Source organism: Mesorhizobium sp. M1143 (genome assembly GCF_040318435.1).
In the GTDB taxonomy this organism is placed as follows: Bacteria; Pseudomonadota; Alphaproteobacteria; order Rhizobiales; family Rhizobiaceae; genus Mesorhizobium.
The window spans coordinates 59,487-83,388 of sequence record NZ_JAMYMJ010000001.1 but is presented as its reverse complement, the minus strand read 5'-3'; the positions used below and the strand labels follow the sequence as shown (position 1 = coordinate 83,388).

At 60.9% G+C, this 23,902-nt stretch carries 18 protein-coding genes; 9 read left to right on the top strand and 9 right to left on the bottom strand.

Annotated features, from left to right (window positions below; all coding sequences use genetic code 11):
- Nucleotides 1-157 precede the first annotated feature (157 nt).
- On the bottom strand, nt 158-2,164 hold the full coding sequence (locus NKH35_RS00355; RefSeq protein ID WP_023671805.1) for a heparinase II/III family protein: 2,007 nt from the start codon (nt 2,162-2,164) through the stop codon (nt 158-160).
- Between the two features lie 16 nt (nt 2,165-2,180).
- On the opposite strand from NKH35_RS00355, the gene NKH35_RS00350 reads away from it, so the two are divergent.
- Nucleotides 2,181-3,422, top strand: coding sequence for a glycoside hydrolase family 5 protein (locus NKH35_RS00350; RefSeq protein ID WP_031192949.1), 1,242 nt, complete (start codon nt 2,181-2,183; stop codon nt 3,420-3,422).
- A 222-nt stretch (nt 3,423-3,644) separates the two neighbouring features.
- On the top strand, nt 3,645-5,534 hold the full coding sequence (gene asnB, locus NKH35_RS00345; RefSeq protein WP_023703936.1) for an asparagine synthase (glutamine-hydrolyzing): 1,890 nt from the start codon (nt 3,645-3,647) through the stop codon (nt 5,532-5,534).
- A gap of 18 nt (nt 5,535-5,552) precedes the next feature.
- Here the strand turns inward: asnB and NKH35_RS00340 are convergent, their stop codons facing one another.
- A complete protein-coding gene (locus tag NKH35_RS00340; protein ID WP_023671802.1) occupies nt 5,553-6,671 on the bottom strand; it encodes a glycosyltransferase family 4 protein in 1,119 nt (372 codons plus the stop codon).
- 168 nt (nt 6,672-6,839) lie between these two features.
- Between NKH35_RS00340 and NKH35_RS00335 the strand changes: the two genes are divergently transcribed.
- Nucleotides 6,840-8,279 carry a lipopolysaccharide biosynthesis protein gene (locus tag NKH35_RS00335; protein WP_352913069.1) on the top strand — a complete coding sequence of 480 codons (1,440 nt, stop codon included), beginning with the start codon at nt 6,840-6,842 and terminating at the stop codon, nt 8,277-8,279.
- A 40-nt stretch (nt 8,280-8,319) separates the two neighbouring features.
- Here NKH35_RS00335 and NKH35_RS00330 read toward each other — a convergent pair whose 3' ends face one another.
- The 3 genes from NKH35_RS00330 to wecB are packed head-to-tail and all read right to left on the bottom strand — an operon-like array spanning nt 8,320 to nt 11,604.
- On the bottom strand, nt 8,320-9,123 hold the full coding sequence (locus NKH35_RS00330; RefSeq protein ID WP_023725122.1) for a WecB/TagA/CpsF family glycosyltransferase: 804 nt from the start codon (nt 9,121-9,123) through the stop codon (nt 8,320-8,322).
- Nucleotides 9,120-10,457: a UDP-N-acetyl-D-mannosamine dehydrogenase gene (gene wecC / locus NKH35_RS00325; protein ID WP_023686301.1), complete on the bottom strand. Its 1,338-nt coding sequence runs from the start codon at nt 10,455-10,457 to the stop codon at nt 9,120-9,122. The genes NKH35_RS00330 and wecC overlap by 4 nt, the downstream gene beginning before the upstream one ends.
- Nucleotides 10,450-11,604 carry a non-hydrolyzing UDP-N-acetylglucosamine 2-epimerase gene (wecB, locus tag NKH35_RS00320; protein ID WP_023686302.1) on the bottom strand — a complete coding sequence of 385 codons (1,155 nt, stop codon included), beginning with the start codon at nt 11,602-11,604 and terminating at the stop codon, nt 10,450-10,452. The genes wecC and wecB overlap by 8 nt, the downstream gene beginning before the upstream one ends.
- Nucleotides 11,605-12,270: 666 nt before the next feature.
- Here wecB and NKH35_RS00315 point away from each other — a divergent pair.
- On the top strand, nt 12,271-13,254 hold the full coding sequence (locus NKH35_RS00315) for a glucosamine inositolphosphorylceramide transferase family protein (RefSeq protein ID WP_245260781.1): 984 nt from the start codon (nt 12,271-12,273) through the stop codon (nt 13,252-13,254).
- A gap of 42 nt (nt 13,255-13,296) precedes the next feature.
- Here the strand turns inward: NKH35_RS00315 and NKH35_RS00310 are convergent, their stop codons facing one another.
- Nucleotides 13,297-14,400: an acyltransferase family protein gene (locus NKH35_RS00310; protein ID WP_352913066.1), complete on the bottom strand. Its 1,104-nt coding sequence runs from the start codon at nt 14,398-14,400 to the stop codon at nt 13,297-13,299.
- A 379-nt stretch (nt 14,401-14,779) separates the two neighbouring features.
- Here NKH35_RS00310 and NKH35_RS00305 point away from each other — a divergent pair, with 379 nt between their 5' ends.
- From NKH35_RS00305 to NKH35_RS00285, 5 genes are all read left to right on the top strand, one after another.
- The gene (locus tag NKH35_RS00305) at nt 14,780-16,042 is read left to right on the top strand and encodes a VpsF family polysaccharide biosynthesis protein (protein ID WP_023725126.1); all 1,263 of its coding nucleotides are present in this window, start codon (nt 14,780-14,782) and stop codon (nt 16,040-16,042) included.
- A gap of 219 nt (nt 16,043-16,261) precedes the next feature.
- A complete protein-coding gene (locus NKH35_RS00300) occupies nt 16,262-17,860 on the top strand; it encodes a GumC family protein (protein ID WP_031202660.1) in 1,599 nt (532 codons plus the stop codon).
- A gap of 1 nt (nt 17,861) precedes the next feature.
- Nucleotides 17,862-18,968, top strand: a complete 1,107-nt coding sequence (locus tag NKH35_RS00295; RefSeq protein WP_352913064.1) for a glycosyltransferase — start codon at nt 17,862-17,864, stop codon at nt 18,966-18,968.
- Between the two features lie 169 nt (nt 18,969-19,137).
- Nucleotides 19,138-19,866, top strand: a complete 729-nt coding sequence (locus NKH35_RS00290) for a N5-glutamine methyltransferase family protein (protein WP_502906968.1) — start codon at nt 19,138-19,140, stop codon at nt 19,864-19,866.
- A complete protein-coding gene (locus tag NKH35_RS00285; protein WP_023683445.1) occupies nt 19,863-20,978 on the top strand; it encodes a hypothetical protein in 1,116 nt (371 codons plus the stop codon). Before NKH35_RS00290 ends, NKH35_RS00285 begins: the two co-directional genes overlap by 4 nt.
- Nucleotides 20,979-21,048: 70 nt before the next feature.
- On the opposite strand, the gene nadE is transcribed toward NKH35_RS00285, so the two are convergent.
- Genes nadE through NKH35_RS00270 form a run of 3 tightly spaced genes read right to left on the bottom strand, consistent with a single transcriptional unit; the run spans nt 21,049 to nt 23,881 of the window.
- Nucleotides 21,049-22,053 carry an NAD(+) synthase gene (nadE, locus tag NKH35_RS00280; RefSeq protein WP_352913060.1) on the bottom strand — a complete coding sequence of 335 codons (1,005 nt, stop codon included), beginning with the start codon at nt 22,051-22,053 and terminating at the stop codon, nt 21,049-21,051.
- Nucleotides 22,050-23,597, bottom strand: coding sequence for a class I adenylate-forming enzyme family protein (locus tag NKH35_RS00275; RefSeq protein ID WP_352913058.1), 1,548 nt, complete (start codon nt 23,595-23,597; stop codon nt 22,050-22,052). The genes nadE and NKH35_RS00275 overlap by 4 nt, the downstream gene beginning before the upstream one ends.
- Nucleotides 23,598-23,620: 23 nt before the next feature.
- Nucleotides 23,621-23,881, bottom strand: a complete 261-nt coding sequence (locus NKH35_RS00270) for an acyl carrier protein (protein ID WP_023696872.1) — start codon at nt 23,879-23,881, stop codon at nt 23,621-23,623.
- Nucleotides 23,882-23,902: the final 21 nt, after the last annotated feature.

Below are 23,902 nucleotides of genomic sequence, written 5' to 3'. Positions count from 1 at the left end.
GAAGCACATATTGCCAGGCCTATCATATGCTGCCCGCAACTGTGTATCGGGATGCGACTGGCAGAACAATCATGGCCAAATTAGCAGATCAACGGTGTCAAAACCGCTAAATATCTGAACGTAATTAATGTCGAACGCTGCGCCTGCAACCTGCCCGTTATCGGGTCTGCGGCGGACTTGGCGCGAGCCGGATGACTACTCCCTTTTCGCCTACTTGGCCACGCCATGCGAGGCGTTCGGCTGGCTGCCTTGCACCAAAACGCGGCGAAACCCAGCCGCCCTGGCCCGGTGTGTCGCCGCCGGAACGGATGTGGATCGCTGCGTCTGGAAAGTGGATAGTCATCAAAGGTTCAGCGCCGCGCAATATCGTGACAATGTTTCCATCCCTGTTGGCGTGGAGGTCGGCGGCGAGTTGGAAGACGATCTCAGCGACGCGGCTGCCGCCGAGCAGTTGGTCGGTCACGAGGATGCCGTCGCCATCGCGTGTCACGGCGCGTTGATGCACAACGCCGAAGCGGCCTTTGTACCCGTCATGTCGGGCACACAGCCTCCAGTGCGGCCCCGGCTCGCTCTCCACCAATGTCGCAACCGCCTTGTGCGACCAGTTGAACGCCCCGGAGATGATGCTTTGGCTTTTACCCTCTAGGTTCAGCGTGTTGTGCGCCGGCGTCGAGCGGAACCAGTCGCGCCAGCCTCCCCCCGAACCATAGAGCCATGTGCCGGGGTCGACCAGCACCGGATCGCCGTCAATGCACAGGGTGAGCGACAGCGCGTCGGCATGACCGTGCGCCGCTATCGAAAGGTAGCCCAGCGGGCCGTGGTCGTATGTCAGATGGACGTTGCGACCATTCATCTCGCCGCGCCAGACGGAGAGCCCGCCTTGCGTGAATGTATGCAATCCATTCGGCACCGGCGCCGGCCGCGGTGGCGCGCCGAAGAAAAGCGCACGAAAATCGCCAGGCTCCGGTGCGCTGCCCGGCATCCGTAGAAAACCACGGATGGCGGCCGCGACCGATCCGACATAATCGGTTTCGCCCCCCAGCGTGATCACGCGGCCTTCATCATTGTCGCCGAAGCCGCTGGTTTTCGGCGGGAGCCAGCCTGCGAAATTGGCGAAAGCGGCCAAACGCGCTTCGACGGGCTGGGGAAAAGGCAGTCCGGCCTGGCGCGCCGCCGCAGCGCACAGCAGGAAAAGTTCGGCACTGAAGGCGGCGTAGGTCGGGGTCTGCTCGGCCCCGGCGCCATCGGCCAGGATCTGTTTGAGCACCTCAGCCAGGAGCGACTCGCGAGCCACCTCGGCCCCGAAAGCCAGACCGATCAAATATTCGCCAGCCAATTCCGCGACGAGATGGTTGTTGGCGGACGAAAAACGGGAGGGAAACCGCGGCAGCCAATAGGCGCTTGCCGCCAGTATTTCACCGACTTTTTCTCGCGTCGCCGCGCCAAGCCGGTCGCCGACGAGGTCGAGCGTGACAATCAGGCTGATGGCTCGTAGCGCGACCTCGATGCCCGAGGCCCAGCCAACGCCCCGAAATGGTGGGTTGGCGAAATGCCAGCTCTCGATCGCCGCCTCGATGGCCGCACGGGATTGATCATCGCCGGTGAGAAGCAGATGGGCAGCCAGTGGCGGCAGTTGCTGCAGCCGGTTGATTTCCCAGACATATTTTACATCGCCACGGCCGGTGGCATGGCGAAAATCGATATCGAAAGTATGGGTCTTGGGGCCTGGCCAAAGCCGGCCGGTCACCGGATCAAGGCGCCAGAGCTCGGGTGGAAAGAGAGTATAGGGGTCTCGCTGTGGCCAGGTCTGCCCAAGTGCTGAAAACTGGCCCCGAAGAGTGTTTTGCGCAGCCGCCTCGATAGCTTGCCGCTGGGCTGGTGTCGCAGCGGCCGGCACAGCATTCCGCAATCCGTGCAGCACCGGGTGCAACTGCGGCGACGCATAGCGCTGCCAGCCGTTGTCGCGGCGGCGCGAAACGGTCCTCCGGCGCTGCTCGTCCAACCGATGCAATATCTCGGCCAACTCCATGCTGCGCAATCGGTTGAAATACCACCCGACCCTCATCCGCGCTCCGCCAAGATTTTGATCCTCATACACCATCCCGTCGAAAAAGCGTGTGGCGGCATCCTCTTTTCCGTTCCCGCGGTTAATATCTTCGGCCATGACGCGGAGTTTTGCGATGAGAAAAGTTGTCTACGTCATAGCGTGCGCGCTTGGCATGGCTTTGTCAGCCGAGGCGGCGCCGATCCCGCTTGAGCGCGGCGTTGGCGTCCATGAATGGCTCAACTGGTCGCCGGTGGAGAAAGATGGTTCCTACAAATGGCCGCCCTATCGCAGCGAGAAGGAATGGCTTGCGGGCGGCAGGCCGCTCACCGATTGGCCGGACGGCGACCAGTTTGGTCGCATTCGATCCATGGGCTTCGACTTTGTCCGGCTGAGTGTCGACCCTGGCCCTCTGCTTGCCAGCGAGGGCGCCAAACGACAACAGGCGCTGGACATGCTTGCCGCTGCGGTGCAGCGGGTGGTTTCAAGCGGGCTCAAGGTGGTTTTCGATCTGCATGGCGTCAGCCAGGTTCCGGCCTACAGCATGGAAATGATCCATGGCGGGGCCGACAGCGAGGGTGTTGCCCGCTATCGCAAAATGGTAGTGGCGGTGGCTGCCATGCTGATCAAAATTGGCGCCGACAAGGTCGCCCTCGAGCCCTATAACGAGCCCGCCTACTACCCTTGCGATTCAAGCGGCAGCGATGACTGGCAGCGGATCATGGCAGGCACGGTTCGCGATATTCGCGCCGTCAGCAGCGAACTCACCATCGTCGCGACCGGCGCCTGCGGCGGGAGCATCGCGGGACTGGTCAACCTGGACCCCAACTTCGACGACCCCAACGTCTATTACAGCTTCCACATGTATGATCCGCACAGCTTCACGCACCAGCGGGCCGATGACAAGAACGCTTTCTCCTCCGGCCTTCCCTGGCCTGCCGACGCCAGCACGCCCGAAGTGGTCGCCGAAACCCTCAAGGCGCAGATGGACGCCGCCGGCTTGAGCCAGATCGAAGAGGTGATGAACATGGCCTCGGCGCGTGAAACGATCGCCCGATACTTTGAGCAGAATTGGGGGCAGAGCCAGCTCGAAGCGGGTTTCCGTCAGGCGGTCGACTGGGCTGAAGCCCATGGCATAGCGAGCAGACGCCTGTTCGTGGGCGAATTCGGCGTTATCCTGATGTCTGCGGATGGCCGCATGGGAGCTTTCGATGCTGATCGCCTGCGCTATCTCATGGCAGTGCGCAGAGAGGCGGAACGCTTCGCGATGCCGTGGTCGGCCTGGGAATTCTCCAATCCTTACGGAATGAGTGTTATCCAACCCAAGGGGCCTGCGATCCCGGACCGGGAGATGTTGCGGGCACTGGGCCTGCCATAACTCGTCATCGGGTCAGGATCGGTTCGAGCGGTCTGCCTGGTTGCTGGCGATCAATCGCGTGAAACCCAAGGACTGTCGTCTCCAGTTGCAGCCGAGAGGGCCTGATCGAACCAAATCAGGCTCAGTTTTAAAATCACTCCACCGAGCAGCTATTTAATATATTCGCTGTAGATTGGTGTCCTCGATCATACGCAAACAAGGGAAAGAGGGCCAAGGGAAAGAATGTGCGGAATTGCCGGCTGGATTGGGCGCAGGGTCGAGAAGCCACAAGATCGGGCCGCCGGGATGTCGAATGCCTTGCAGCATCGTGGTCCCGATGCCGAAGGCATCGAACTCCTGGACCTGAACACAGGCGAGGACCAGTTGGCATTGGTGCATCGCCGCCTGGCGATTATTGACTTAAACGCCGATTCAAATCAGCCGATGCAGACCGAGGACGGACGGCTCCGGATTATTTTCAACGGCGAAATATACAACTACATCGAGTTGCGTGAGGAGTTGATCGGTCTCGGCCACCGTTTTCGCACACGCTCCGACACGGAAGTGCTGCTCAGGGCTTATGACCAGTGGCGCCTGGCCATGTTCGACCGATTGAGCGGGATGTTCGCTTTTGCGCTGTGGGACGCTCAACGGCGCGAATTGATCCTCGCTCGCGACCCCTTTGGAAAAAAACCCCTTTACCTCATGCAAGGCAGAAATTTGCTGTCGTTTGCCTCGGAGATCAGCGCGTTGTTGTCTGCGCAGCCAGATGGCCAGCAGCTCGATCTGGATGGAGTGCGCGAGTATCTGACCTGGCGTTACGTGCCTGGACCGCGGACGCTTTTCAAACAGATCCGCAAGCTCAACCCGGGAAGCTACGCTGTGTGGTCGCAAGGGGAAGTAACGGAAACGCGCTACTATGCGCCCCCGGATCAGACCGATCTGACAGCGGATATCGATCCAGGAACCGCCAAGCGGCGATTTCTGGAATTGCTCGACCGTTCTGTCGAGATCAGGATGCGCAGTGATGCGCCGTTTGGCGCCTTTCTGTCCGGGGGCCTCGACTCGTCGGCAATCGTTGCCCTGATGACCAGGCACAGCGACAACCCCATTCGTACGTTTTCGGTCGGTTTCAGCGAACAGGCTTACAGCGAGCTTCCATTCGCCCGGCGCGTCGCCGATCATTTCAAGACCGATCATTGCGAAATCGTCATCCAGGCGGATGACCTGATGAATCATCTGCCCAAGATGGTCCGCCATCGGGGGGCACCTGTTTCACAAAGTACGGACATTCCAATTTACCTGATGTCGGTTCGAGCCTCGCAGGACGTCAAGATGGTGCTTACGGGCGAAGGTGCGGACGAGATTCTCGGCGGCTACCCCAAACATCGCGCAGAGTCTCTGGCGGGTGTCTACCGGTCACTTGTTCCAGCGTCGCTTCACAACAATCTCCTCGCCCCTTTGATGCGCGCATTGCCCGGCGCATCGGCCAAGTTCGATACATTTGCCCGAAGCGCGGGTGAACGGGACTTTGCCACCCGGATGATCTCCTGGTTTGGAGCCATGACGGCGCGGGAACGCGATTCGCTCCTCGGTGGGTTGGCCACTTGCGGCCATGACTGCAACGATTTCCCGTTCTCTTCGAGTGTGACGGAATCTCATCTGCGCCGTGTGTTGTTTTTTGATCAGACATCGTGGTTGCCCGACAACCTCTTGGAACGGGGCGACCGAGTGATGATGGCCGGTTCAATCGAGGGGCGAATGCCATTCCTTGATCGCGATCTGGTTTCCTTCGTCAGCCAACTGCCCGATCGTTACAGGCTGGGCTTCCTGCACAGCAAACAGATCCTGCGCGACTGCATGGCCGGCATGGTTCCCGACGAGGTCCTCAACCGCCCAAAGATCGGCTTCAAGGTGCCCGTCGCCGAATGGTTCCGCGGGCCGATGAGCGATTATGTACGGGACCATCTGTGTTCGTCCCATTCGGTCATCCGTAGCTATTTGAGCGCCAAGAAGCTGGACCAGATTGTCAGGGAGCACGCCGAGCGCGCCGCGGACCACGAAAAACTGATATGGGCGCTTTTGAACCTGGAGATATTCCACCGCGAATTCGCGCTTGGCCCGCCGCAGTGACGACAATGAAGGACAGCGTCAGCGCTTGACCGATCGCGCCTCGGACGCGACCGATCTCCAGACATCGCAGATCGCGTCGACAAACGGTGCAAGCTCAAGCCTTTCCCGGTGCACCGCCATGGCGGCGGCGCCAAGCCGCGCGCGCAGCGCCGTATCCTCGACCAGCCGAGTTAACGCCTCGGTCAACGCCGCCACATCGCCGGGCGGCACCAACAGACCGGATTGTTCGTGGGTGATGATGTCCTCGACCGCGCCAACCGGGGTGGCCACGACAGCCAGGCCGGCCGCCATGCCTTCGATCACCGACATTGGCAGATTTTCGGCGAACGAGGGGAGCACCAGAATATCGGCCGAAGCGATCAGTGATGCGACCTCGTCAGGTCCCACCCAGCCCGGAAAAGCAATACGGTCGGCAATCCCTAGAGCGACCGACCTCGCTCGTGCCGGCTCGACCTCACCATCGCCGGCGATCGTGGCACGCCAACCCCTGAGATGTTTCATCCGCTCCAGCGCCTCGCCCAACTGCGGCACGCCCTTTCGCTCGCCGATGCGGCCGAGGAACAGGATGTGCACGTGATCGCCTCCGCCGACATGCGCCAGGGAAGGAACTGCCGTGGCGTTGGGAACGATGACAATATTGCCGCCGTTCGCCGGTGCCCGGCTGGCGACGAAATCGCGCCAAAGCCCCCCCAGGACAATCACCCGGCCGGCATGCTCGAACAGAGCCCTGATACGGCGGCTCATGAAACTATGATCATCTTTCCAGAATGTCTGATACTGCGCCCCATGCAGATGAAGGACATATGGTATCGACAACAGCCTGGCGCAGGCGGCGATCATCATCTTGCGATAGGTGCTGCCGGAGACCGATATATTGATGTGAATGACGTCGGCGCGTCTGTCGAGGCGGGCCGCAAGCATCCGCGCGCAAAAACCAAGCATGTAGAAGATCGAAAGCCCGACATGTCCCGGGCCACGGCTGGAAAGAAAGCGCAGATCGATGTCGGCGATCTCTTGCCGTTCGAACTCCTGCTTCAGCGCCCCCATGATCCGGTCGATGCCGCCTTGTCCCGAAACGCCCGAGGGCGTTGCGACCAAGACATGTATTTTTCTATTGTGGGCGAGACGCTGCAACATGACACCATTTGGATTGCGGATGCCGGGTGACCCTAAAGCAAACGTTCCAAAAAAGGTTTACGACAAATCTTTTGGTTCAAACTGTATCCGTTCACCCTTTGCCGTCATCATGCTGGAATTCCCGTCGGTCAACGGTTAATCGACGGCAAATTTTCCGGGGACAACCCTTTGCTGCTCCGTTCCACACTCATCTATGGCCCCGCTATTCTGCTGACGCGGGTTTCCGCTCTGCTCCTGCTGGTCGTCATGACGCGGTTGATCGACCAGACCGAGTATGGCCTGCTGACCCTGGTGGTCACCGTGGGCGAAATGACGGATGTTGCCGTTACCAACTGGCTGCGCATTGCCTTGCTGCGGCTTGGTGGAAAAGGCGACGTCAGCCGTGGCAGCCTGATGCTTGCCGGACAGGTATTGCTTGCCACCACGGTGCTGGCCCTGATCATATCCGTGATCGCCTCGGCGGTGATCGTGCCGGAGCGCTGGATCGAATTTGCAATCGCCGTCTGCAGCTATCTGATTGCCGGCTCCATCAGCCGGTTTGCGTTGACGGTGCTGCAAATGCAGCAGCGTCATTCCCTCTATTCAATGCTTGAATATCTGCGCGGCCTGCTGCAACTCGCCTTGCCGATCGCCGCCATCCTTATCTTCCAACGCTCGTTTCTGACGGTATCGCTCGGCTCGAGCCTCGCCGTGCTGATTGCCGGCATCGTGGCGTGCGTGGTGGCATCCGGGCGCGTTATTGGCGGCCCGCCGCGCTTCACCCACAAGGAGTTTTTTGCCCTCGGCGTGCCCCTCGTCATCATGGCGCTGGTCGGTTTCGGTCTCAACAGCGCTGAACGCGTCTTCCTCAAGCTCTACTACGATGCCGGCGCGGTGGCTGTCTTCGCAGCCGCCTACGCATTGGCTCGGCAGCCGATCGATATGGTCGCCAACGCAATCAACATGGGCGCATTTCCAGAAGTGGTCAGCCGCTTCGACGAAGAGGGATCCGAGGCGTCCGGGCGGTTGTTGTCGCAACTCATGGCCTTGATGATACGCCTTTGCCTGCCGGTCGCAGCAACGCTTATCGCGCTCAGCGGCGACATCACGCGACTCCTGCTGCCCGCGGAATATCATGGTCGCTTCGGTCTGCTGTTTCCGATCATCGCCTTCAGCGTTCTTTGTGCCAATCTCACAAGCTTCGTTTATGGCGTCGTGGTGCACGCACATAAGCGGCCGTGGTTGCTGATCATCGCCAATTCCTTCGGCTCGGTGGCAACGATTTCACTGTCTTTTCTGTTGATTCCCACCATGGCGGAGGTTGGCGCGGCGTTGGCGTTGGCGGGCGGATCGCTGGCAGGTCTTGCAGCCTGCATCGTCATCGCCGAGAGGCTCACGCCGGTGCCGGTGCCCTGGCGCGACATCGCTGTCTCAATCATAATTTCTATCTGCACCGGATTGGCCGCCAGCCTCGCCAGCACTGCGCTGGGCTATATGCCGGCGATCTTTCCGCTCGCGGCGGGCGGCGTCGCCGGCGCTGCGGCTTTCCTGGGACTGACCTGGTTGTTTCACCCCGCGGCCGTGACGCATTTCATCGGCAAGCTAAGGGCACGGCTCCGGATCGCATAAATCCCGCGCTATGAGGCATGCTTGTCTGAAAGTCGCGAGCTTACGGATTGACGTTTCGGCGTCCCCGGCGAGACCAGAACTCACGCCACAGCAGCAGTGCATAGGCGGTGTTGGTATCGTAGTAGCGGCGCCACAAGCGTCGCGGCTCCTGCGCCACGCGGAACAGCCACTCCAGGCCGGCCGCCTGAACCAGTTTCGGTGCCCGGGCGACCTTTCCACCATAGACGTCGAAGCTGCCGCCCACGCCCATGACGAAACTCGGAGCGAGTACGTCGCGATAGCGCTTGAGAAAGCGCTCCTTGCTCGGCGTCGGCATCGCCACAAACAGGCAGTCGGCACCTGAAGCGTTGATGGCCTCGACGATCGCGGCCTCTTCCTCCGCCTTGAAATACCCATTGCGCCGGCCGGCAATGGCCAGGCTCGGATGATCTCTGGCAAGTCGGCTTTCAACTGCGTCGAGAATGTGCTGTTCAGCGCCCAAAAGGTAGGGGCGATAGCCACGCTTGGCGCACAGCGCAAGCAGGTTGATCATGACGTCGACGCCGGTCACACGCTCCGGCAACTCGACGCCGCAGAGCCGCGCGCCCCAAAGCACGCCTTTGCCGTCGACATTGACCATATCCGCCCCGACGACATCCTCGCGCAGTTCGGCATTCTTGCGCATGTTCACAAGCTTGGCGACGTTCACGACAACATGATGAAGCGGTCGCCGCGTCGCCATCGCCTCGTCTGCGATGGCCAGCGTCTCGGCCATGGTCAGCGCATGGATGGTCGCACCGAGAAACTCGCGGCGGCGTGATGCCAATAGGGAGTGTTGCGCCCATGCCGGGTCATGCGAGTTCATGCCGCTTCTCCGGTGCGAGCGAGAGACTGCGAGCGTTCCATTTCGGATTTCTTGCCTTCGATGCGGGCGTCGGGCTTGCGCGCCTTGCGCCAGGTCCACAGGCCCCGTGTGTCGACGAGCTTCTTGTCCTTGAGCGCTTCGGGATCGATCAGATTGAATTGTCGATGGTCGACCAGCAGGACGACGATATCGGATTGGTCAATAGCGGAAAGTGCATCGGTGAACATGACGCCGCTGCCCTCGAGCTCGTGTGGCAACTGACGCGCATTGGGCTCGGCAGCGACGATCTTGATATTGGGAATCTTGGACAGAAGCTTAACAACCTCGACAGCCGGGCTCTCGCGCATATCGTCGATATTGGGTTTGAAGCTGAGGCCAAGACAGGCGATCGTCTGCTTGCGGGTCGGGTCGAGCAATGCCTCGATGTCCCTGACCACCGACAAGGGTCGCTCGGAATTGATGCGCCGTGCCGAACTGATCAGCCGCGTATTGTTCGGTGCGGCGTCGATGATAAAATACGGATCGATCGCAATGCAGTGGCCGCCCACGCCCGGGCTCGGCTGCAGGATGTTCACGCGAGGATGCCGGTTGGCGAGATCGATTACCTCCCAGACGTTGAGCGACAGATCCTGGCACACCGCCGCAAGCTCATTGGCGAAGGCGATATTGACATCGCGGAACGCATTTTCGGTCAGCTTAACCAGTTCCGCGCTTTCGGCCTGGGTTATGAACAGGTCGCCGGCGACGAAGCTTGAATAGAGTGCCGCTGTCCGCTCCGAAGACTTTCGGGACAGCCCGCCGATCGAGCGATCATTGTTGATCAGTTCGGTCAGCACCTTTCCCGGCAGCACGCGCTCAGGAGAGTAGGCGACCAGGACGTCAGCTTCCTCGCCATGTGCGACGGGAAATTTGAGATCGGGTCGCAGTTCAGCGAGCAGCGCTGTCATGACACGCGTCGTACCGACCGGCGATGTTGATTCCAGCACCACCAGGTCGTCCCGTTTTAGCACCGGAGCGATGCTTCGCGCTGCCGCAAGCACGTAGCTGACATCCGGCTTGCGGTCCGGGGTGATCGGAGTTGGAACGGCGATAATATAGGCATCGGCCGGCTGAGGCGTACTGAATGCCTTGAGCTTGCCATTGGCGACGACTTTCTGGATCAAACCATCCAGGTCCGGTTCGATGATGTGGATTTCGCCGCGGTTGACCTTCGCGACCACCGCCTCGTTGATATCGACACCGATGACATCGAGTCCGCGGCTGGCAAAAATGGCACAGGTCGGCAGGCCGATATAGCCCATGCCGATAACGGAAACGGTTTTGATTTCAGCCATGATTCAGCAATTCCTCAACGATCCGGCTCGCAGCTTGGCCATTGCCGTATGGATTGTGCCTCTCCGCCATGCCGCGATAGACGCTCTCATCATCGAGCAGGCTATTGGCATTGGCCAGAATTTTTTCGATATCGGTGCCGACCAGCCGGGCAGTACCAGCGGCGATCCCTTCGGGTCGCTCCGTGTTTTCCCGCATCACCAGCACCGGCTTGCCGAGTGAAGGCGCCTCTTCCTGCACGCCGCCGCTGTCGGTCAACACCAGGTAGCTCTGTTTCTGCAGGTACAGGAACGGCAAATAGTCCTGCGGGTCGATCAGGTGGATGTTCGGCACCGTCCCGATTTCGGCCTCGACCACGGAGCGCACATTCGGGTTGGGATGGACCGGGTAGATGATCTGCACATCCCTGCGCGCCGACAATGCCTTCAGCGCGGTGCAGATTCTCTGGATGCCGCCATCGAAATTCTCACGGCGATGACCGGTGACGAGTATCATTTTCTTGGTCGGATCGATGAAGGGGAAACGAGCGGCGAGCTTGGCGTTCATCAGCTTGTCGGCATCGATCTCGCTGGAGAAATGCAGCAGCGTGTCGATCACGGTATTGCCGGTTACGAAGATGGTGTTCGCAGCCTTTCCTTCGGCGATGAGATTGTCGCGCGCCTCGGTGGTCGGCGCAAAATGCCAGGTGGCGATGTTGCCGGCAATCTTGCGGTTCAGTTCCTCCGGAAAGGGAGAGTTGATGTTGTGGCTGCGTAATCCCGCCTCGATGTGGGCAACCGGAATCCGCTTGTAGAAGGCAGCTAGAGCCGCGGTCATCGCGGTGGTTGTGTCGCCCTGGACGACGACGATGTCCGGCTTCGCCTTCTCCAGCACCCCCGCCATTCCGAGGAGCACGCGCGAGGTCACGTCGAACAACGTCTGACCTGGCTGCATGATGTTGAGGTCGTAGTGCACCGGCAGGCCCGTCAGTTCAATGACCTGATTGACCATCTCGCGATGCTGGCCCGTCACACATATTTCCGTGGTGAAGCCTGGATGGGCGAGCGCGGCCCGCGCCACCGGAAAACATTTGAGCGCCTCCGGCCTCGTGCCGAACACGATCAGCAGTTTTCGCCTTGAGGGCAAGTTCGGATGTGAAACGGCGTTCATGGTTGACCCTGGTCACCGAAAGCGTGGGCGCCCGGCTGACATGTGCTTTCAGCCTAACAATAGCGCCCTGAACCGCCTTCGTATTCAAAAAAATTAACGTATGATTAACGCTAGAGTCCGCAGCCCCCCTTGGGCAACCCTTGCCAGGAACTGTGGGGAAAGATACCAGAGCAAAGCCATTTTTTGCTTTAACGAGAATAACTTGGGTTGACTAATATTTTAATCATCGGCCACGCCGTCGCATCCCGGCGCTGGGAAAATGAGCTTTTTAAGCGGTTGGATGCGGCAGGTTACGTGGTCTCGAGTTGCAACGCGCCGGCGGCGGCGCCAACCGCGCGGGGGCTGGACACTGTCTTGGCGATCGAGAGCCGGCGTTTCGGTCCCTCGCTGGCGGGCCGGTCCGAGCCGTTGCCGCCCATCGATCGCGGCCCTCCGGACCTCGTCATAGATCTCACTGCCAGCGCAACGGGGCAAGACGCGCCAGTCCTGAGGCTCGAATTTTGCGGTCGCAACAGCTTTCCAGCCGGCGTTGCCGCAATGTTGGCGAGCGGACAATTGCCTGAACTTGGCGCTCGCCTCGATGGCGTTGTCGTGGCCCAGGCTAGACCGATGCTGGCAGACAGGCTCTGGCTATCTCGAAGCTGCAACGACCTGCTCGCCGGCGCCATGTCGCTGATCATGCAAACCGTCGCCCGCTTCTTTGCGGGCAAGCTTGTGCCGGTAAGCGACAACCCGGTGCCGATCCTGAAGAACGACAGTTTTGTTCGACACTATGTGCCCTTTTTTGGCAGGGCTTTGATCGATCGCGCCGTGCAAAAAATCAGGCGGGGACGACGCCCCTTCTATTGGCAGGTTGCCTATCGGGTGATCGACGGACCAGGCATCGCCGAAACCGGGCAACTCGACGGCAAACCGTTCACAGTCCTGCCGGACGATGGCCAACGCTTCTATGCCGACCCGTTCGTCTTCGAGGCCGACCGCCGCCATCATCTGTTTGTCGAGGAATTCCCCTACGCGACGAGTCGCGGCGTGATTTCCGTCGCCGAGCTCGGTGACGATGGCACTTTCGGTGTTCCAAGGGTTGTATTGGAGGAAGCGCACCACCTGTCGTATCCGCAGGTGTTCGCACACGATGGCGAGATTTTCATGATCCCCGAAAGTGGTTCGGCTCGCGAACTTGTGCTCTATCGCGCCGCGCAGTTTCCCGACCGCTGGGTCCGCGACACCGTGCTGATGGCGGACAGGGATTTCAACGACGCGACGCTGCTCGAATCCGACGGTCGCTTCTGGCTGGTTGGAACGGAGCGGTTCGGCTACGGCAGCGCGTCGGACACGATGGCGGTCTATTGCGCACCCTCGCTGCGCGGGCCATGGGTCGCCCATCCGCTCAATCCCATTGCCGTCGATCATTCGGCCACCCGGCCGGGCGGCGCCTTTATCCGCCACGACGATGCCCTGGTGCTGCCGGTGCAGAACGGATCGAGGGCCTATGGCGGTGGTCTGGGGCTGATGCGGCTTGAGCGACTCGACGCGTCCGATGTCCGTTTTGCCTCGCCCCGGCCGATCGGCGCGGGTCCGGCATGGGCACGCACGGGCATTCATACGCTTAACCGCGCCGGCAATGTCGAGGTCGTGGACAGCGCGGGCTGACTGAAGCGCTGAAAGCCGTGAGCGTCCCGTTGCGTGGCCTGCTTATTTGTTCTCCGTGGCAATATGAGGAAGCGGTGTGTTTCTCGTCTTCCTTCTGCCGTTCAGGGTCTGAAGAATCGGCTTCTCGATCGTCTCGTAAATCACCAGACTGACGAGGCAGGCTGCCACGATGCTGACCACCGACACCAACAATACCGTTGTCGGATGCTCGTATCCGACGGTGCGTCTGGCCAGGTACGCCACAGCGCCGATCACGAAGATATGCGACAGATAAAGCGCGTAGGAAGCGTCGCCCAACTGCTCGAGAAGGCTCCAGTGCTTGAGTTTCGGCTCCAGAATGAGGCTGAGATGAAGCAGGCCCGCCGCCCACATTGCTTGTCCCGCGAAGCTGATCTGACCGAAGAGCGGCGTACCGTCATCGACGAATGAAAGCACCACGCCTGCAGCGGTCATTACGCCGAATATCCAGGCATGGCGTATGTCGGAAGTGAAATCACCGTCCAAATAGCGCCGCCCTATCCACATGCCGATTACGAATGCCACCGGAGAAGGGTTGAGATAGAACTGGATAACAGGGTTGGTGGGAGCCAGCCACAGCCCGGCTATCCACATCGCAATGAAAAAGACCGTCAGCACAAATACGCGCGAGGTCACGGACAGGAATGCGAACACCGCAAAAGCGATATAGAAAAATACCTCGTAATTGAGCGTCCAGCCGAGTGAGAGGATTGGACTGGCGCTATCCCGTCCAGGCGCTTCGTGAACAATGAAGAGGAGCGACTGAAGATAGTGGGGCCATGTAAAGACGGTCTTCTGGAAGAGACTTGGCGCGAGCGCCGCCAGAACCGCGGCGAGGCTGGTGAAAAGCCAGTAAAGGGGGATGATCCGGATTGCTCGGCGTTTCAGGAAGGTGGCAGCGGAAAACGGACCATCTCCCGTAATATGGACCATTATGAAACCGCTGATGACAAAGAACAGAACGACGCCCAGGCGGCCCGCCGTCACAATAATCAGATTGTCCACGCCAATCTGATAGGAAAAGGCGTGTGCGAACAGAACCAGCAAGGCGGCGCAGGCGCGAAGATACTGAATCGAATAGAATTTCTTCACCTTGATCTCCTGCGCTTTGCCGGCGCCTGATGCCATTGTGCCGTCCACAGGCAGCGCGTCGGGCGCCGTGCAAAGCATCGCCATCAATACGACCGGCCAATTAAGTGTGGGTTACCGAGTTCACGAAATAGCGTAAATCCGGCTGCCGATGCACGTCGCGCAAGTGCATTGCGTGCATTCGTTCCCACGCGGCGCACTTTGGTGAGATTTCAATGAGCGGTGTCCGGCTTTTCGGCAAAGCTGACATGTGGCGGCCCATGCCGGGCATCGCCACTGTTAAGATCGGGTTATCCATATTCCTTTACGTTCGTGCAGGAAAATGTACCCGGGGGCGCGTTCGTCACCTGCCATCTCAATCGCAAGCCGCAACGCTGGTCGGATAATCGTGAGTGTCACCCCCACAGAGCAACAGTTCGTGACCGCGCAGGCCAGCCGCCAAGACGCCCTCACACTCCTGTTCTTTCTCCTCGCGGCCTTCGCTTTCCTGCTCCGCTCGACCATCTCTCCGCAATTGATGAATATGGTGATGTCCTATTCGACGGAGGGGGGGTCGTTTCCCGAAAAGCTGCATATCGGGACCTATGCCATCTTTCTGCTGCTTGTCGTCATCGCCACGACCCGGCCAATTCGGCTCGAAGGCGATGAAGTCAGGCTGTTCAAGGCGACATTGTTATATTCGCTGCTGCTGTTGTGGCTGGTGCCTTATCTCTTCGTGATAGGCCGTGCCGGCTCGGCCGGCTTCATAATCGATTCCTATCTGGTCTCTTGTGCCGCGGCGATGATCATGCTTGCCCTGGGTGACCATGTGCGCAGGGCGCTTGGCAATGTCATCGTCGGCATGATTGTCCTCAGCGCCATCATCGGAACGATCGAGGCCGTCACCCAGCATCGATTCCTGCCCTATCCCCTCGTTGAGCTGGACTTTCGGCCGATCGGACTGTCGGCCCATCCGCTGGCGCTGGGCGCGCTTTGCACCACCGCCATAGGTTTCGTTGCATTGACGCGGTGGCGTATCTGGGTGTGCGCGCTTTGCATCTTCCTTCTCTTCATCGGCACGGCCGCTTCGGGCGCGCGCACCGCCCTGCTGCTCGCTTGCGGCGAGATCCTGTTCCTGCTCGTGTTCCTGCCTTGGCCGGACTTGTCACCCAGACATCAACGCCAGGCCAAACTCCTGGTGCTGATGCTGACGCTGGCCGGTGGCGCCATACTGATTGCGATACTCTTTTCGGCGGGGCTGCTGAACCGCTTCAGCAATACGCTCTTTGATCAAAATTACGACGCGCGCGTCAAGATCTACGATGTATTCAAGTTCGTTGAATGGAGGGACATCCTGCTTGGCATGAATCCCAACGAGTTGTTGAAGATCGTCAACGAAAAGCTCAACCTCCCCTTCATCGAAAGCACGCCGGTCGTTCTTACGCTTTTGTTTGGCCTGCCGATCGCCCTGCTCTTCGCGTTTGCTTTCTTCCGGTTCCTTTTCAAGCTCCTGCGCAATACGCCTCGGGCCGCCCATATCGCAGCGGCCGCGTCCATTCTCGCGGCATTGTCAAACAATGCCCTCTCTTCGAAGGCGCCGGATATCATGCTGCTCGTCATCTTGTTGCTCGCTTATCGAAAGCCGGATGGGCGCCAAACCGGCACGCCCCTTCAAGGCCAACCAGCATCAACAGCGACATGACGCCAAAGCCCGCTCCTTGTGGGTGCCCTCGCGACGACCTCTTGCTTTTCCATTTGAAACGCCTGCACGCTTTGCCAGGCTACGACGGGCGTGGCAGAATACCGACCAAGGGTGGATAGATCGCTGTTCCAGAACGCGCCTGACACGCCTGGAAAATGAAATGTTAACGATGTTTCCGTAAAGCAGGCTGTGCGTATTGAATATTAAAGGGTTAGCATGATGTCCGCCGCTTCCGGTCCTCCTCCAACCGCGGCCGCCGCCGGCATTAGCCCCTATGAACGGATCGAAAATGCGCGGCGCGCCAGCAGGCCAAAGCCGCAACAAACCGCGCCGATCATGGCACATGCGGCGGCACCCGCTGTAACGTCGGCCCCTGTAACGTCGGCCCCTGTGTCGCCTGCACCCGTGGCGCCGCCTGTAGCCGAGCCCGTCACGACGGTGACGCTCAACAAGATCGGAACCTTTCTCGAACTCGATTTCGGGCGTCTGTTTGTCTGGCTGCGCGCCGGCCTTGCTCTGGTATGCCTGCTGGCAATCGCCGGCGGGATCATCGGCGGTGCCTACGCTCTGCTGAGCAAGCAGCGCTACACCGTGACCACGGACATCCTCATCAATCCCGCCAATCTTCAGGTTGTTCCGAACGATCTTTACCCGCAATCGGCCCAGGTCGATGGACAGCTGCTCAGCGCGCGCAGCAAAGAGCGCATCTTGACCTCGGGCAGCGTGCTTTCACGTGTTGTAGACGATCTTGACCTGGCCAGCGACCCTGAGTTCTTCGACGCGGACCGAAGCCGCACAGGGACGGACGGCGCCAAACCCGATCCAAAGCTTACCGCCCTGAAGAACCTGGCGGAACGGGTTAGCAGCATCGCGGATGAAAAGTCGTTTGTCACGACCTTGATGGTATCGGCGGAAACCCCCGCTAAGGCGATCCTGATTTCGCAGGATATCGTCAAGACTTTCCAGGAAGAGCTGGCCAGCGCCGAGGCTTCCGGCGCCAGCCGTGCCGCGGCCGCGCTGGACGGGCGGCTGGGCCAGCTCAAGAGCGATGTGCAGGCGGCCGAAGAGAAGGTCGAGGCCTATAGGCGCAGCCACAATCTGGCCACCAGCAATGGGCAGCTTGTTTCCTCGCAAACCATGACCCAGCTCAACGGCCAGATCGTGGAGACGCAATCGCGCGTCATCGCCGCGCAGGCAAGTTACGACGCCCTGCTTGCCGCCGGCGCAAACGGCACCAATTCCGGTCCCGCCACGTCGGAGGCGCTTGTGGCGCTGCGCGCAACGGCCAACGGCCTGCGCCAGCAGATCGATTCGCAGTCGATGACCTTTGGCCCCCGTCATCCGTCGATCGTCAGGCTGAAGACGGAGTACAACACGGTCAGCGCGCAACTCAGCGCCGAATACGCGCGCACCCTGCGCCTGGCGAAGGTCAATCTCGATGCCGCCAAAACCTCGTCGGCCTCCCTCAATGCCAAGATGAATGACTTGAAGGGCAACGTGTTCTCGGATAGCGATTCCGAGGTTGCCTTGCGTGAACTTGAACGTGACGCCGCGTCGAAGACGGCTATCTATGAGAGCTTCCTGTCGCGGGCACGCCAGATAACCGAGCGCGAACAGATCGACAGCACCAATGTGCAGGTGATTTCAACCGCAGTGCCGCCAAAGGGCCGTTCATGGCCCCCGCGCACCGTCGTGATGATCGGCCTGGGGGCAATTGGCGGCATGATCCTTGGCATGTTGCTCGCCATTACCCTGGGTATCGTGCGCGACATGCGTCTTCCGCCGAACCGCCCGGACGTCATTGCCAGCCGCGCCTGAAATGGCGAAGCGGATTGTCTTTCACATTGCCAGCCTCAGGGGCGGTGGCGCCGAGCGTGTATTCGTCCTGATGGCGAATGAACTGGCATCGCGCGGCCACAACGTCACGCTTTTTACCTGGAACGCGCAGGGGCCCAATGCCGCCCTGCTTTCGCCTGCCGTGGATCTGGTCGATTTCGGCCTCCTCATTCGCGGCGAGGGTTATGGCAAGTGGGCGACACTGAAAGGCATCGTGCGAAGCGCGGGCCTGCTTGGCCGCCTTTCTCCCGACGCGATCTACAGCGCCCCGGAATTCGCCAATCTGGTCGTGGCGCTGGCGCTTTCCCTCGCGCGAAGCAGGGCGCGGTTCTTCCCGAGTTTCCACGCCGCCGCCTCACTGCCTTCCGGCAGCCTTGGCGCGAAAATGGCGGTCTGGCTTTCGGCCCTGGTTGCGGCCCGCGCCACCAGGGCCATCGCGGTTTCTGAGGGTGTCGGCGGCGATCTTGTGGCCCGAGGCTTCCCGAAATCCAAGGTCGTGGTCATCAACAACCCGCTGCCGCCGGTTGCGGCATCCCAGCAACGCTCCTACGCCTGGCAGGCAGAGCTCGCGGCGCTGGGCGACGGCCCCGTCATCATCACCGCCGGACGCCTGGTGCCGGTTAAGGATCATTGGACGTTGCTGCGGGCCTTCGCTGTGCTGCGCGCCGGCCGCCGGGCTCGGCTTGTCATCTTCGGCGAGGGTCCGCTGGCCGACGAGCTGCGCGCCTATGCCGAAGAATCCGGTATCGGCGCAGACGTTCTGTTTGCGGGCTATGTCAATGATCTGGCGGCCTGCTACGCCGTAGCTGACTTGTTCGTCCTATCATCGACCAGCGAGGGCTTCGGCAATGTTCTGGTCGAGGCCATGGCAGCGGGGATTCCGGTGGTCTCCACGGACGCGCCGCACGGCCCGCGCGAAATACTTGATGACGGCCGCGTCGGCGCCCTGGTGCCGGTCGGCGATGCCGGGGCTCTGGCAGTGGCGATGGCCGGAATGCTCGACCAGCCGACAACCGCCGCGATCCTGAAAAGCAGGGCGGCGGATTTCGAAATTGAAAAGATCGGAGACCGGTACGAGGCGTTGCTCTGAATTAGCGCATGGATCGGCTTGCGGCAGCATAGGAATGCGCCATTGATGGGACAGGACGCCGCCAACATAGGCCGGTTACTCCCAATCCAATCATGATCTTTAACATCAATTTACCCGGAGTTGGTAACAACAGGGAACCCGCGTTTTATCCTCAGGATAGGGATTTTCCTTGCCGCAGCATCACAGCCTTCCTGCCGGCCGTGCAAACGATCGCAATTGGCCGCGATTGCACCGCTTCATGCGGGTTGAGCTGGAACTCGCGCCTGACGTCCTGGTGCCGCGAGCCCAAACGGAACTGCTTGGCCGGACGGCCGCGGCCATTCTTGGCGAACAGGCGCACGAAACGATCCTGATCGACATGTGCTGCGGCAGCGGCAATCTTGCCGTGGGCATCGTCAGCGAATGTCCTCGGGCTCGGGCATGGGCGGCGGACCTGACCGACAGCACGGTTTCGCTTGCCCGCCGCAATGTTGTGCGCCTCGCCCTGCAGGACAGGATCAAGGTCCGGCAAGGCGACCTATTTGCCGCGATCGAGGGTGACGGCCTCCACGGCGCTGCCGACATGGTTTTGTGCAACCCGCCCTATATTTCCTCATCCCGTCTCGATAGCGAAAGCGCGCATCTGTTGGAGAACGAACCTCGGGAAGCTTTCGACGGCGGCCCTTACGGTATTTCGATCCTCCAAAGGCTGGTCCGGGATGCCGCAGCTTTCCTCAAGCCAGGCGGATGGCTGCTGTTTGAGTTCGGCGAAGGTCAGGATCGGCAGATAGCAACCCTTTTATCGAGAACGAAATCCTACGAAACCCCAACCTTTGCCGTGACGGCCGACGGCCAGCCCCGTGTCGCCATGGCGCGCAAACATGGTGGCCGGGTTCCCGGAACAGGGAGCCCGGCGTGAGCGTCGTCCGCGCCCTCGATCAGGCCGACCTTGCGGCCGTCGCGGGCATGTTTCAACGCATGCTGCGCAAGAAGCGGGGGCCAGCGCCGGCCTCCCTCGTCGATTACATGAGGCGGTTTTATCTGGACGCACCCGACTGGGGCAGCGGGCTCCGTTCGCTTGTCCATGTCAATGACGCCGGCCAGGTTTCCGGCTTCGTCGGCGTTCATGCGCTGCCGATGAAATTCAACGGCCGGCAGCTCTACGCTGCCATCTGCAGCTCGCTGATGGTCGAGGATCACGAGACCGATCCGATGGCCGGTGCCCGCCTGTTGAAGGCCTTCCTCGATGGTCCGCAGGACATCTCCTTCAGCGAAACCGCCAATGATACGTCCGTGAAACTGTGGACGCGGCTTCGCGGCGTTGTGCTGCCGCAATACAGCCTTGACTGGGTTCGCGTGATGCGGCCGGCGACCTTCGTGCTCAGCCTTTTTGCCAGTCACATGAAGCTTGCCTGGATGTTGAACCCGCTCGCCCGGATGGTCGACCGGCTCTACCTTCGCAAAATGGAGGGCGGTCAACGACGCTGGACCGGCGTCGTCGCCAACGCATCGAGCCGGGGGGCATTTCGGACCTCCGAGATCGACAGCGGCAGCTTTGCGGGGCTGCTGGAGCCGCTTTGCGCCCAGTTTCCGCTACGTCCGCAGTGGGCGGAAGGTCAGCTCGACCATATTCTGGGCGATGCGGCGCAAAAGCCGGATTTCGGAGAGCTTGTCTGCGTGTCGGTGGCATCGCCGAACGGCGCCAATGTCGGCGCTTTCGCCTACTACGCTCGACCGGACGGGATCGGCCGCGTGCTGCAGGTCCTCGCTCTTCCCGGCCAGGCCGGGCCGGTGATCGATTGCCTGGTCGAGCATGCCGCCCGGCGCGGTGTCTCCGGCTTGCGCGGCCGCGTCCAGCCCGCGCTTCTGGACGCCATGCTTGTAAGACGCATAGCCTTCATACCGGTCGCCTCGACCGTCGTGCATTCACGCGATCCCGAGCTTCTCGATGCCATGAAGAACGCGCAGGTCTTTCTGAACGGGCTTGCGGGCGAGCAGTGGAGCCAGTTGATCGGCGGCCGCTTCACCTGAAGCGTTCCGCCTAGAGCAATTCCAGGAAAGGGTGCGCGGTTTTCCGTCCGGAATGGCATAATGCATCAGGTCAGGAGCCGACTTCGTCCACGCCGCCAACGAGCTGCGGGCGCAGGTGCAGATAGCGCGTCGCCTTTCGCTTGGCGGCGATGTCGGCCCAGACACGTTCGATCTGTGAGGCGGCCAATCCCGCCGCTTGCCCTACCACCTCGGCGGACACGCCGTTGTTGAGGCCGTAGAGACACAGATCCATCCGATCGTAAGGCAGGGAGAAGTAGAATTCTTCCTGCGTCTGCGCCAGCGAGTAGGTGTCGGTGGTCGGCGGCCGGTTGCGGACCTCTTCCGGAATGCCGAGATAGGCGGCTAGCGCATAGACCTGCGTCTTGTAGAGATGCGCGATCGGCTTGACGTCGGCGGCGCCGTCGCCGTTCTTGACGAAGAACCCCTGGTCGTATTCCAGCCGGTTCGGTGTGCCGAGCACGGCGAAGTTCAGCCGGTCGGCATGATAATATTCGAGCTGCTTGCGGGTGCGCTGCTTCATGTTGGTGGCGGCAACGATGCCGAGATAGACTGCCACCGGCATCCGCAGTTTCGTCTGCTTGCCTTGCGGGTCCTGCACCACCAGCGACGAGATGTTGTAGCCCTCGCCTTCGAGCACGTTCGCGATCACGATCTTCGAGGCCCAGCCCTTGCCATAGTCCGGGACCAATTCGCGGATGAAGGCGTCGCGGCGTTCATAGCAGCCCATTGCCCGCAGGGTCGGCCCGATATCCTCCACAACGGCCTCGACGCCGAAAGTGTCGGCGACCAGATGGCCGAGCCGCAGGCTTTCGGGGTCGGAATCGCTTTCCGGCATGAGGACGCACAGCACATTCTGGTGGCCGACGGCCCGCGCGGCCAATGCAGCCGAAACGCTGGAATCTATACCGCCCGAAAGACCGAGCACGAGGCCGCGCTTGCGAATGCCGCGCAACTGCTCGCGCAGGGCCGCCACGATCCTGTCCGTTTCGGCGGGGGGATCGATGGCCAGGGCTTGCGTGAAGGCCGGCGCATCCTGGGTTGAGCCGATGTTCATTGCTCGGCCTCCATCATCTCAGCCGCGAGCCGGCGGCTGACCTTGCCCGACTCAGTCTTCGGTAATTCGCTCCGGAACTCTATGATTTTGGGGACCATGAAATCCTCCAGGTGGCGCGCGCAGTGACGAATGATGTCCTTTCCGCCAAGCGCCGGGTCGGACCGCACGACGAGCGCGCCGATCGCATGCCCCAGCACCGGATCCGGCACGCCGACGACCACCGCTTCCGCGATACCTGGATGGGCGTGGAGCACGGCCTCGACTTCCTTGGGGGCGACCTTCTCGCCACGCGTCTTGATGATGTCGTCCTTACGCCCGACAAAATAGAGAAAGCCGTCCTCGTCGGTCTGGAACAGGTCGCCCGTATAGAGCACCTTTTCCCAAGGGTTAGGCCCCGGCCGGAGCGCTCGTTCCGTCGCGGCCTGGTTGCGCCAATAGCCCTGCATGACGTGCGGACCGCGGATGACGAGCTCACCCGCCACGCCCGCCGGCATGCGTTGTCCAAGGTCGTCGACGACAAAGGCTTCCGTGTTGGGGATGGCTATGCCGACCGACCCTGGCCGGCGGTCAAGTTCCTCGGGTGGCAAATAGGTGCAGCGCTTGCATTCGGTCAGTCCATACATCGAATAGATCCGGACGCCGGGCAGCAGCGAGCGCAGGCGTTCTATGTGGGCTGGCGGCAAGGCGGCCGCGGTGTTGGAAATATAGCGGAGGCTGGGCAGGAAACCCGGCGCCAGATCACGCATCTGCAGGATCATCGCCGCCATGGTAGGCACCAGCGGAAGGCCGGTGACGCCCTCTTTGCGGACGCGTTCGAAGATCTCGTGCGGGAAGGCGAAGGACTTCTCGAGCACCAGCGTGGCCCCGAGCCTGACTGCCATCAGCAACTGGTAGAGGCCATAGTCGAAGGCAAGCGGGAGGACGTTCAGGATGATGTCGTCCGGCGCGTTGCGCAGATAGGTGGCGATCGACCCCGCGGCAGCGTCGCAATTGCGATGCGTCATCATCACACCCTTGGGCCGGCCGGTCGAACCTGACGTGTAGATCAGCATCGCAAGGTCGACGTCGATGCCGCGATGGTTTACCTCCGCGCCATCGAACGTCAGGCAGTCAGTCAGGGACGCGGCCCCTGCCGGGCATTGCCCATCGGCCCCAGGGGTGGAAGCCACGAAGATGCCGGGCTTGCCTTGCGATGCGCAGGCTTCGGTGACCACGGGCATCAGCTTCGCCTGCGTCAGGACCGCCCTGGCGTCGCAATCGGCGATGACGTAACCGAGCTTGTCGGCCTTTGTGGAGGGGTTGATCGGACTGAAGGTCGCACCTGCCTTGAGTGCGGCAAAGATCGATACGGCGGCCTCCCAGCAATTGTCCATGAAGATCAGAACGCGGTCGTCGCGCCTGATCCCATTCATGAAGAGAGCGGTGGCCAGCCGGCTCGAAAGGTCGTCGAGTTCTTCGTAGCTCAGCCTTTTGCCCCTAGTGACCAATGCCGTCTTGGCCGGGTGGGCAGCAGCCTTCGCCATCAGAAAATGCTCGATCCGCACTGGACGTTCCTCGCCGTTGGCGCTTACGCTGCCAGCGTTTGTGCTCTCGCCTCGATGAAGGACGAGATGCGGTCAAGCGAGTCCAGGTTGGCCGGAACGATGTCGGCATCCACCATCGCGATGCCGAAATTGTCCTCGATGAAGGCCACCAGCTCAAGCACCGCAGTCGAGTCGATAATGTCGTTCTCGATCAGCGAGGCTGAATCCGACAGTTTGTAGGAGGTGTCGCCGAACAGGAAGTTGTCGACGATAAAGCTTCTGACCCTGTCCTTGATTGCCGTCATCGTATCTTTCCTTTTCCTCGC